The organism is Bordetella hinzii LMG 13501 (assembly GCF_001548475.1).
Lineage (GTDB): Bacteria > Pseudomonadota > Gammaproteobacteria > Burkholderiales > Burkholderiaceae_B > Bordetella > Bordetella hinzii.
Window position 1 is genome coordinate 43,765 of sequence record NZ_LRUJ01000036.1, and the last position, 8,208, is coordinate 51,972.

General features: G+C 62.6%; 10 protein-coding genes and 1 other RNA gene. 7 read left to right on the top strand and 4 right to left on the bottom strand.

Going from position 1 to position 8,208, the window contains the following annotated elements:
* Window positions 1-11: 11 nt before the first annotated feature.
* Both AXA74_RS19290 and AXA74_RS19295 read right to left on the bottom strand, forming a co-directional pair.
* Entirely contained in the window at window positions 12-1,517 is a 1,506-nt protein-coding gene (locus AXA74_RS19290) for a tripartite tricarboxylate transporter permease (protein WP_029580300.1), read from the bottom strand.
* Window positions 1,518-1,538: 21 nt separating this feature from the next.
* A complete protein-coding gene (locus AXA74_RS19295) occupies window positions 1,539-1,994 on the bottom strand; it encodes a tripartite tricarboxylate transporter TctB family protein (RefSeq protein WP_029580301.1) in 456 nt (151 codons plus the stop codon).
* Between the two features lie 481 nt (window positions 1,995-2,475).
* Here AXA74_RS19295 and AXA74_RS19300 point away from each other — a divergent pair, with 481 nt between their 5' ends.
* From AXA74_RS19300 to AXA74_RS19315, 4 genes are all read left to right on the top strand, one after another.
* A complete protein-coding gene (locus tag AXA74_RS19300) occupies window positions 2,476-2,922 on the top strand; it encodes a hypothetical protein (protein WP_029580302.1) in 447 nt (148 codons plus the stop codon).
* The gene (locus tag AXA74_RS19305; protein WP_029580303.1) at window positions 2,922-3,233 is read left to right on the top strand and encodes a cell division protein ZapA; all 312 of its coding nucleotides are present in this window, start codon (window positions 2,922-2,924) and stop codon (window positions 3,231-3,233) included. Before AXA74_RS19300 ends, AXA74_RS19305 begins: the two co-directional genes overlap by 1 nt.
* A gap of 36 nt (window positions 3,234-3,269) precedes the next feature.
* Window positions 3,270-3,454: non-coding RNA, 6S RNA (gene ssrS / locus AXA74_RS19310), on the top strand.
* Between the two features lie 91 nt (window positions 3,455-3,545).
* Window positions 3,546-4,298: an SIMPL domain-containing protein gene (locus AXA74_RS19315; RefSeq protein WP_029580304.1), complete on the top strand. Its 753-nt coding sequence runs from the start codon at window positions 3,546-3,548 to the stop codon at window positions 4,296-4,298.
* Here AXA74_RS19315 and lgt read toward each other — a convergent pair.
* Window positions 4,267-5,061: a prolipoprotein diacylglyceryl transferase gene (gene lgt, locus AXA74_RS19320; RefSeq protein ID WP_029580305.1), complete on the bottom strand. Its 795-nt coding sequence runs from the start codon at window positions 5,059-5,061 to the stop codon at window positions 4,267-4,269. The genes AXA74_RS19315 and lgt overlap by 32 nt on opposite strands.
* A 172-nt stretch (window positions 5,062-5,233) precedes the next feature.
* On the opposite strand from lgt, the gene AXA74_RS19325 reads away from it, so the two are divergent.
* Window positions 5,234-5,569, top strand: a complete 336-nt coding sequence (locus tag AXA74_RS19325; protein ID WP_029580306.1) for a c-type cytochrome — start codon at window positions 5,234-5,236, stop codon at window positions 5,567-5,569.
* 15 nt (window positions 5,570-5,584) lie between these two features.
* Window positions 5,585-6,142, top strand: coding sequence for a peptide-methionine (S)-S-oxide reductase MsrA (gene msrA / locus AXA74_RS19330; RefSeq protein WP_029580307.1), 558 nt, complete (start codon window positions 5,585-5,587; stop codon window positions 6,140-6,142).
* 55 nt (window positions 6,143-6,197) lie between these two features.
* On the opposite strand, the gene hppD is transcribed toward msrA, so the two are convergent.
* The gene (gene hppD, locus AXA74_RS19335) at window positions 6,198-7,310 is read right to left on the bottom strand and encodes a 4-hydroxyphenylpyruvate dioxygenase (protein WP_029580308.1); all 1,113 of its coding nucleotides are present in this window, start codon (window positions 7,308-7,310) and stop codon (window positions 6,198-6,200) included.
* A 143-nt stretch (window positions 7,311-7,453) separates the two neighbouring features.
* Here hppD and AXA74_RS19340 point away from each other — a divergent pair, with 143 nt between their 5' ends.
* Window positions 7,454-7,930: an Lrp/AsnC family transcriptional regulator gene (locus AXA74_RS19340; RefSeq protein ID WP_029580309.1), complete on the top strand. Its 477-nt coding sequence runs from the start codon at window positions 7,454-7,456 to the stop codon at window positions 7,928-7,930.
* Window positions 7,931-8,208: the final 278 nt, after the last annotated feature.

The window sequence follows — 8,208 nt, forward strand, 5'->3', positions numbered from 1 at the left end:
AACCGTCTTGCTTAATCTTCTTCGACGAAGGTTTCTTCCCGCTTCTTGCGGATGGCCGGCAGGGCGACCAGCACCACCAGGGCCAGGGCCAGGGCCAGCAGCGTGGCCGACAGCGGACGGCTGATGAAGGTCGAGAAGTCCCCACGCGACAGCAGCAGGGCACGGCGGAAGTTCTCTTCCATCATGGGGCCGAGCACCAGGCCCAGCAGCAGAGGCGCGCCTTCGCACTTCAGCTTCGCCCAGACGTAGCCGACCACACCGAAGGCCGCCGTCATGAAAATATCGAAGGTGTTGTAGTTGAGCGAGTACACACCGATGGTGCAGAACACCAGGATGGCCGGGAAGAGAATACGGTAGGGCACCTTCAGCAGCTTGACCCAGAGGCCGATCAGCGGCAGGTTCAGCACCACCAGCATCAGGTTGCCGATCCACATGGAGGCGATCAGGCCCCAGAACAGCTCGGGGTGGCTGGACATCACCTGCGGGCCCGGCTGGATGTTGTGGATGGTCATGGCGCCGACCATCAGCGCCATCACGGCGTTGCCCGGGATGCCCAGGGTCAGCAGCGGGATGAAGGAGGTCTGGGCCGCGGCGTTATTGGCGGATTCCGGACCCGCCAGGCCGGCCGGGTGGCCCTTGCCGAAGCGCTCGGGGTTCTTCGAGATCTTCTTTTCCAGCGTGTACGAGGCAAACGACGACAGCACGGCGCCGCCGCCGGGCAGGATGCCCAGGGCCGAACCCAGGGCGGTGCCGCGGATCACGGCGGGAGCGGCTTCCTTGAACTCCTGCTTGTTGGGGTACAGGGAACCGATCTTGTCGGTGATGTCGACGCGGTTTTCCTTCTGCTCGAGGTTGGTCATGATTTCGGAGAAACCGAACACGCCCATGGCCACGATGGCGAAGTCAATACCGTCTTGCAGTTCAGGGATGCCGAAGTCGAAGCGGGCGACGCCCGAGTTCACGTCGGTGCCCACCATGCCCAGCAGCAGGCCGAGGATGATCATGGCGATCGCCTTGGGCAGCGAGCCCGAAGCCAGCACCACGGCGCCCACCAGGCCCAGCACCATCAGCGAGAAGTACTCGGCGGGGCCGAACTTGAAGGCCACCTCGGCCAGCGGGGGCGCGAAGGCGGCCAGGAGCAGCGTGGCCACGCAGCCGGCGAAGAAGGACCCCAGGGCGGCGATGGCCAGCGCGGCGCCGGCGCGGCCATTGCGCGCCATCTGGTGCCCGTCCAGCACGGTCACCACTGCGGATGTCTCACCGGGCAGCGCGACCAGGATGGCGGTTGTCGAGCCGCCGTACTGGGCGCCGTAGTAGATGCCGGCCAGCATGATCAGGCCCGCCACCGGCGGCAGCACATAGGTGATGGGCAGCAGCATGGCGATGGTCGGCACGGGGCCGATGCCCGGCAGCACGCCGATCAGCGTGCCGAGAATGCAGCCCAGCAGGGCGTAGGCCAGGTTTTCGGGGCTGATGGCCACCGAAAAACCCAGCATGAGGTTGTCAAACAATTCCATGGCGAGTGTTCTCCTCTAGCCTTAGATAAACGACGGCCACAGCGGGAAGATCAGGCCCAGGCCCTTGATGAAGGCCAGGTACGTGAACACCACCAGGAAAATGCCGTTGGCCACCGCGACCTTGAGGCTGAACTCATGGCTCGCCAGGCTGCTGAGCACGACCAGCAGGAAGACCGAGATATAGACGCCCAGGAGCTTGAGCACCAGGGCATAGACGACGACGGAGCCAATGACCAGGAAGACAATGCGCCAGTCGAAGCGGTCGACGTGCGTTTCGGTGGCCTTCTTGGAAAGCGAGCCGATCAAGACGATCGCGCCCAGCAAGGCAAGGACGAGTCCCAGCCAGAAGGGGAAGTACCCCGGTCCCATGCGGGCCGCAGTACCCATTTGGTAGCTGCTGGCCTGCCAGGAGAATCCCAGTCCGAGGATGATGAACATCATCCCCGACCAGAAATCCTGTCGATTGCGTAGCTGCATGATTGGTTGGCTCCTGTTTTACAGCGTGTAGATATGGTGCAAAGCCCGCCCCGGTGTTGGTCAGCGGCGACGGGCACAAAAAAGGCACTTGGAGGTGCCATTCGTTCTTATTGAAAGCTTGGATCGCCTTGTTGAAAGCGAAATTGCGCTTTTTTGAAGGCCGAATGGTAATGGAGGGGACCACGCATGCAAACCCTGGGCTACACCAGATACACTGGGGTTTTCCCTCGGTTTTGGGCCAAATAGGGGATGATCCGGGTCTATTCTGTAACCGCGGCGTCAGTTTGAAGGGCGTTTGAAAGCTTATTGAAAGTTTTAAGAAAGTTTGGCGAAAGCATGGGGTCTCATGCCGGGATGCCTCTGCCTTTCTCGCCATGACAGTCGTCTGGCAAAAAGCTTTCATGTGGTACTGAATATTGCCGTGTTTCTCAGCTTGCGTGAAGAGGCCCGAATCGGTTCCGGATGGTTTACGATAGCGCCCATGCTGCAAGACCTCGATCAACTCGCCGCCCGCATCGGGCAATTGGTGCAACGCACCCGGCAACTGCACGCCGAGCGCGATGCGTTGCGTATTCGTCTGAACGACAGCGATGCCGAGGCGCGCGCGCTCAAACAGCGCTGCGCCGACCGCGAAGCCGAACTCCAGGCCCTCAAGGACCAGATGCGCGACCATACCGGTGCCCTGGACCTGTACAAGGCCGAGGCCCAACAGGCCGAAGCGGCGCTGCGCGAACAACTGGCGCGCGAATCCGCCGAACGCCTCGCGCTGGAGGCGCGGGTCTCGACGCGCGAAGGCGAGATGCAGCAGGCGCTCGCCGCGCGCGAGGCCGAATTGCAGCGGCTGCGCCTGGCCGCCTCCTCGGCCCGCGAACGCATCGACGCCGTGCTGGCGCGCCTGCCTGGCGCCGCGGCGGGAGAACAAGCCTGATGGAACGCCTAGATGTCTCTATCCTGGGCCGCGACTATTCGCTCGCGTGCTCAGCCGAAGAAAAGCCCGTCCTCCTGGCCGCCGTGCGCCATGTGGACCACCTCATGCTGCGCATCCAGGGCACCGGCAAAGTCTCGAGCAACGAGCGAATCGCCGTGATGGCCGCCCTGCAGATCGCTGGAGAACTGCTCGCCATGAAGGCCCCCGACGGCCCGCTGGGCGGTTTGGCAGTCGGCGACTTCAAGCGTAGAATCGAAGAAATGAACCTGATGCTCGACGACGCCTTGTCGGGCCAGGAAAAGCTCATTTAAGCGTAGTCAAACCTTCTTGGACACTGCGTTGTCAGTTTGTCCCTGCGGTGCTCGTGACTTGGCCATACATTCTCTGAACCGATGCTATCGGCATAATGGTTGCGGGAGTGTGGAGCTGGAGTGATCGTCACTTTGCTGACGAACCCGATGCTCTTCGGATCGCGACCACCTTGAACCTAAGGGTTCGAGATGCCGGCCTAGACGGCACACGCGGGGCATCTATCCCGGCAGGCCTGCTTCTTCGAAGCGCGGCCTGCCCCGGGGCCGGGCCCGCCCGGATCTTCTCCTGTCATTCCTCTCACAGGTTTCCACATGCACCGACCCTTTGCGTTTTCGCTGACCCGAATCGCGGCTGCCTGCTGCGCCACCTTGGCCTTCGCCGTGGCCCAGCCCAGCTTCGCGCAGACCGCCGCCCCGGCCGCCGCCGAAGCGCAGCGCACCGCGCCCGAACTCAGCCTGCAGGCTTCGGCGTCCTCCGAGGTCAAGCAGGACACAGTGCGCATCAGCCTGTCGGTCGAGATTGAAGCGAATGACCAGGCCACGGCCGGCAAGCGGCTGACCGCGGCGCTGGATGACGTCGTCAAGCGCGCTCGCGGCGCCAAGAGCATCGATGTCCGCTCGGGCGGCTATAACGTCTGGCCCAACACCAACTCCAAGGGCAAGATCGTCAACTGGCGGGGCCAGGGCGAGGTAGTTTTGGAGTCCAAGGATTTCGAGGCAGCGTCGGCGCTGGCCGCCAAGCTGGGCGACAAGACCGCCATCTCCAATATTTCTTTCCTCTTGTCGCGCGAAGGCCGCGAAGCCGAGGAGCGCAAGCTGCTGAGCCAGGCCGCCCAGGCGTTCAAGGAGCGCGCCCTGGCCGCGGCCAATGCTTTCGGGTTCTCGGGTTATCGCCTGTCCAAGCTGGAGCTGGGCGGCGGCGGCGCGCCGGCCCCGATGCCGCGCATGATGGCGGCCCAGATGGCCAAGTCCGATGCGGCGTCGGCGCCGGCCCCGGGCGTGCCCCTGGAAGCCGGCGAAGTCACCGTCAGCGTTACGGTTGGCGGGACGATTGTCTTGCAGTAAGGACGAACAGCACCAGGCCGGCCAGGAACATGGGCAGTGACAGCCACTGGCCCATGCTCATGCCGCCGGCCAGCAAGCCCAGGAAGTTATCCGGCTCGCGCGTGAATTCCACCAGGAACCTGAAAGCGCCGTAGCCCATCAGGAACATCGCGCTGACCTGGCCGGTAGGGCGCGGTCTGCTCGAAAACCACCACAGCAGCACAAACAGCACCAGGCCTTCCAGGCCCAGTTCATAGAGCTGCGAGGGATGGCGCGGCAGGTTGTCGCCGGACTGCGGGAAAATCATTGCCCAGGACACCGTGGTCGGGCGGCCCCAGAGCTCTCCGTTGATGAAATTGCCCAGGCGTCCCGCGCCCAGGCCCAGGGGGATAAGCGGCGCGATGAAATCGCTGATGGTAAAAAAGCTCACGCCTTTCTTGCGCGCGAAGAACAGCATCACCAGGATGACGCCGATCAGCCCGCCATGGAAGGACATGCCGCCTTCCCACAGGAAGGCGATCTCCAGCGGGTGGCTGAGGTAGTAGCCCGGCTTGTAGAACAGCACATAGCCCAGTCGGCCGCCCAGCACCACGCCCAGCACGCTGTAGAAGATCAGGTCTTCGAGATCCTTGGGCGTCAGGTTGCCGCCTTGACCGCGCTTGATGCGGTAGCGGCCCAGCAAATAGACCAGGGCAAAAGCCAGCAGGTACATCAGGCCGTACCAATGAACGGCCAGCGGACCCAGGCGCAAGGCGACGGGATCGAATTGAGGTGCTTGAAGCATGGGCGGTCTGTGAAAGAATTTGTTCGATGATAACCGGCGCTGATGTCATCCGTGGCAAGCGCAGTTGCACAGACTGCCCGCGGCGGGATTCGTTCCGCGCCCCATTCTCGGTTACCATCCATGCGGTCGGGGCTGTTCCGGCCGGTATCCTCTGTCGTGGAATTCCGTCGTTATGTATTTGAATCTCAAACGGGTCCTGGGCGGCGCGGCGCTGCTGCTGGCCGCCTCGGTCCAGGCGCAGACCACGGGCCTGGACCTGGCCAAGAGCAAAGCCTGTATGGCTTGCCACCAGGTGGACAGCAAGCGGGTAGGGCCGCCGCTGAGCAGCGTGGCCGGGCGTTATGCCGGGCAGCCCGAGGCGGTCGACTATCTGGCCAACAAGATACGCAACGGCGGGCGCGGCGCCTGGGGCGCCGTGCCCATGCCGGCACAGTCGCAGGTCTCGCCCGACGAGGCCAGGCAGCTGGCGCAATGGATACTGACGCTGGCGCCGGCCAAGAAACCCTGATTTCAAGGAATCATCATGTCTGAATCCCCAACTCGTCCCGGCATGGAGGTCGCGGTGCTGGGCGGCGGCTGCTTCTGGTGCGTCGAGGCGGTGTTCAAGGACTTGCGCGGCGTCGAAAGCGTCTTGCCCGGCTATGCCGGCGGCCACGTCGATCATCCCAGCTATCAGCAGGTGTGCAACAAGGACACCGGCCATATCGAAGTGGCGCGCGTGGAGTTCGACCCGGCGCAGCTGAGCTATGCCGATCTATTGCGCGTATTCTTCGCCACCCACGATCCGACCACGCCCGGCCGCCAGGGCAATGACGTCGGTCCGCAGTATGAGTCGGCCATCTTCTGGCAGGACGAGGCCCAGCGGGAACAGGCCCAGGCCGTGATCGCCGAGGTCAACGCGGCGCATATCTATGACGCGCCCATCGTCACCAAGCTGCTGGCGCCCGCGAGATTCTGGCCGGCCGAGGACTATCATCGCGATTACTTCGCGCTCCATCCCGAGCAAGGTTATTGCCAATTCGTGATCGCTCCGAAAGTGGCGAAGTTCCGCAAGCAATTCCATGACCGCCTGAAGCGCTGAGGCGCGGGCGCGGAAAGCCCAAGCCCCCTTTCGGGGGCTTGGTCGTTTTTGTGCCTCAGTCTACGGACTTGACCACGCCGCGGCGCATCTGGTCGAGTTCGATCGATTCGAACAAGGCCTTGAAGTTGCCTTCGCCGAAACCGTCGTTGCCCTTGCGTTGGATGATCTCGAAGAAGATGGGGCCGATCTGGTTCTCGGTGAAGATCTGCAGCAGCAGGCCGCCGCCGGGCGCGCCGTCCAGCAGGATGCGGTTCTTCTGCAGGCGGTCGACGTCTTCGCCATGTTGCGGCAGGCGGCGGTCCAGCAGTTCGTAATACGTGTCGGGCGTATCCAGGAACACAACGCCGTTTTTGCGCAGCTGCTCGATGGTTTGGTAGATATTCTCCGTCGCCATCGCGATGTGCTGGATGCCTTCGCCGCGGTAGAGATCCAGATACTCCTGGATCTGGCCTTTTTCTTCGGTGCCTTCCTCGTTGATCGGGATGCGGATATTGCCGCAGGGCGAAGTCATGGCCTTGGACTTCACGCCCGTCACCTTGCCCTCGATGTCGAAGTAGCGCACTTCGCGGAAGTTGAACAGGCGCTCATAGAATTCGGCCCACTCCGCCATGCGGCCCTTGTGCACATTGTGCGTCAGGTGATCGACCAGGGTCAGGCCGGCGCCGGCGTGGGTCAGGTCTTCCTGTGCGTGGGCCGGGTCCAGCGGTTCGAAGTCGACGTCATAAATGCTGATGTCGCCGATGCCGCCATGGCCGTTCTTGCCGCGCCAGCGGTCCACCAGGTAAATGAGCGAGTCGCCGATGCCCTTGATGGCGGGGATGTTCAATTCCATCGGGCCGCTGTGCGAGTCGAAGCCCCAGGCGCCCAGCTCCAGCGCGCGCTTATAGGCGCGGGCCGCGTCATCGACGCGAAAACCGATGGCGCAGATTGACGGGCCGTGCAGCCGGGCGAAGCGTTGCGCGAAGGAATCCGGTTCGGCATTGATCAGGAAATTGATGCCGCCCTGGCGATACAGGGTCACGTCCTTGTGGCGGTGCTTGGCGATGGCCTTGAAGCCGAGCAGCTCGAACACCTTGCGCAGGGCAATGGGATCGGGGGCGGTGTATTCAATGAATTCGAAGCCGGCGGTGCCCATGGGGTTGTCCCAGGGCTGGAATTGCGTGCTCATGGCTGCGCTCCCTTGTCTCTTTAGTTTGGGGTATGTAAAAGCCAAATTCTAGGCATTTGGCGCGGCAGCCGATTGCGAAAATGGCGGAACACGTCCTATCATCGGCAATTCAATTGCGCAAAATTGATGATTTGGGGTGGAATATGACCGAAACTGGATTGGACAGGACAGATCGCAGAATCCTGGCTGAATTGCAGCGCGATGGGAGGCTGAGCAACCAGGAGCTGGCCGACCGTGTCTCTCTCTCGCCCAGTCCTTGTCTGCGCCGGGTGCGCCGGCTCGAAGAGCAAGGCTATATAAAACGCTATGCGGCCCTGGTCGATGCCGACAAGGTCGGCCTGGGTCTGCTGGCCTATGTGACGATCCGCCTGAACAAGCATGTCGGCGGCAGCCACGCCTCCATGGCCGACTTCCATCGGGATGTCCAGCTCTGGCCCGAAGTGGTGGAGTGCTATGCCATGTCCGGCGATATGGATTATCTGCTGCGCATCCAGGTGCAGGACCTGGCCCACTTCTCCCGGTTTGCCATGGATACCCTGATGCTGCATCCGGCCGTGGTCGATATGAAATCCTTCTTCGCCCTGCAGCAAATCAAGGAGACCACCGAACTGCATGTATAGGCGGCCACCTGGGATGCTCCCCCTATATATAGGGGAGGGCGCGCAAACCGGGGACGCAGAATGGGCGAGGCCAGAAGATTTTTGCGGTTTTCCGAGAAAAAGGTGTCAAAGCCATGACGCGCCAAAATTTTCTGTGCTATAGTTCGCCCCCTCGCAACACAGACCGCAACGCAAATGCAATGCAGTCGGTGGTGCGGGCCGGAACGAGGCGGTGTTGTGACGGATCCAAAGGCGGTTGCCGCATGAGCGGGACGCTGGGTCGGCAAGGCGGTCTGGAG

What these genes read in the sequence shown, in the direction of transcription:
- AXA74_RS19315 (WP_029580304.1), top strand. Translation starts at nt 3,546, where the DNA reads ATGCACCGACCCTTTGCGTTTTCGCTGACCCGAATCGCGGCTGCCTGC.
- AXA74_RS19340 (WP_029580309.1), top strand. Translation starts at nt 7,454, where the DNA reads ATGACCGAAACTGGATTGGACAGGACAGATCGCAGAATCCTGGCTGAA.
- msrA (WP_029580307.1), top strand. Translation starts at nt 5,585, where the DNA reads ATGTCTGAATCCCCAACTCGTCCCGGCATGGAGGTCGCGGTGCTGGGC.
- AXA74_RS19290 (WP_029580300.1), bottom strand. Translation starts at nt 1,517, where the DNA reads ATGGAATTGTTTGACAACCTCATGCTGGGTTTTTCGGTGGCCATCAGC.
- lgt (WP_029580305.1), bottom strand. Translation starts at nt 5,061, where the DNA reads ATGCTTCAAGCACCTCAATTCGATCCCGTCGCCTTGCGCCTGGGTCCG.
- AXA74_RS19295 (WP_029580301.1), bottom strand. Translation starts at nt 1,994, where the DNA reads ATGCAGCTACGCAATCGACAGGATTTCTGGTCGGGGATGATGTTCATC.
- hppD (WP_029580308.1), bottom strand. Translation starts at nt 7,310, where the DNA reads ATGAGCACGCAATTCCAGCCCTGGGACAACCCCATGGGCACCGCCGGC.
- AXA74_RS19325 (WP_029580306.1), top strand. Translation starts at nt 5,234, where the DNA reads ATGTATTTGAATCTCAAACGGGTCCTGGGCGGCGCGGCGCTGCTGCTG.
- AXA74_RS19305 (WP_029580303.1), top strand. Translation starts at nt 2,922, where the DNA reads ATGGAACGCCTAGATGTCTCTATCCTGGGCCGCGACTATTCGCTCGCG.
- AXA74_RS19300 (WP_029580302.1), top strand. Translation starts at nt 2,476, where the DNA reads ATGCTGCAAGACCTCGATCAACTCGCCGCCCGCATCGGGCAATTGGTG.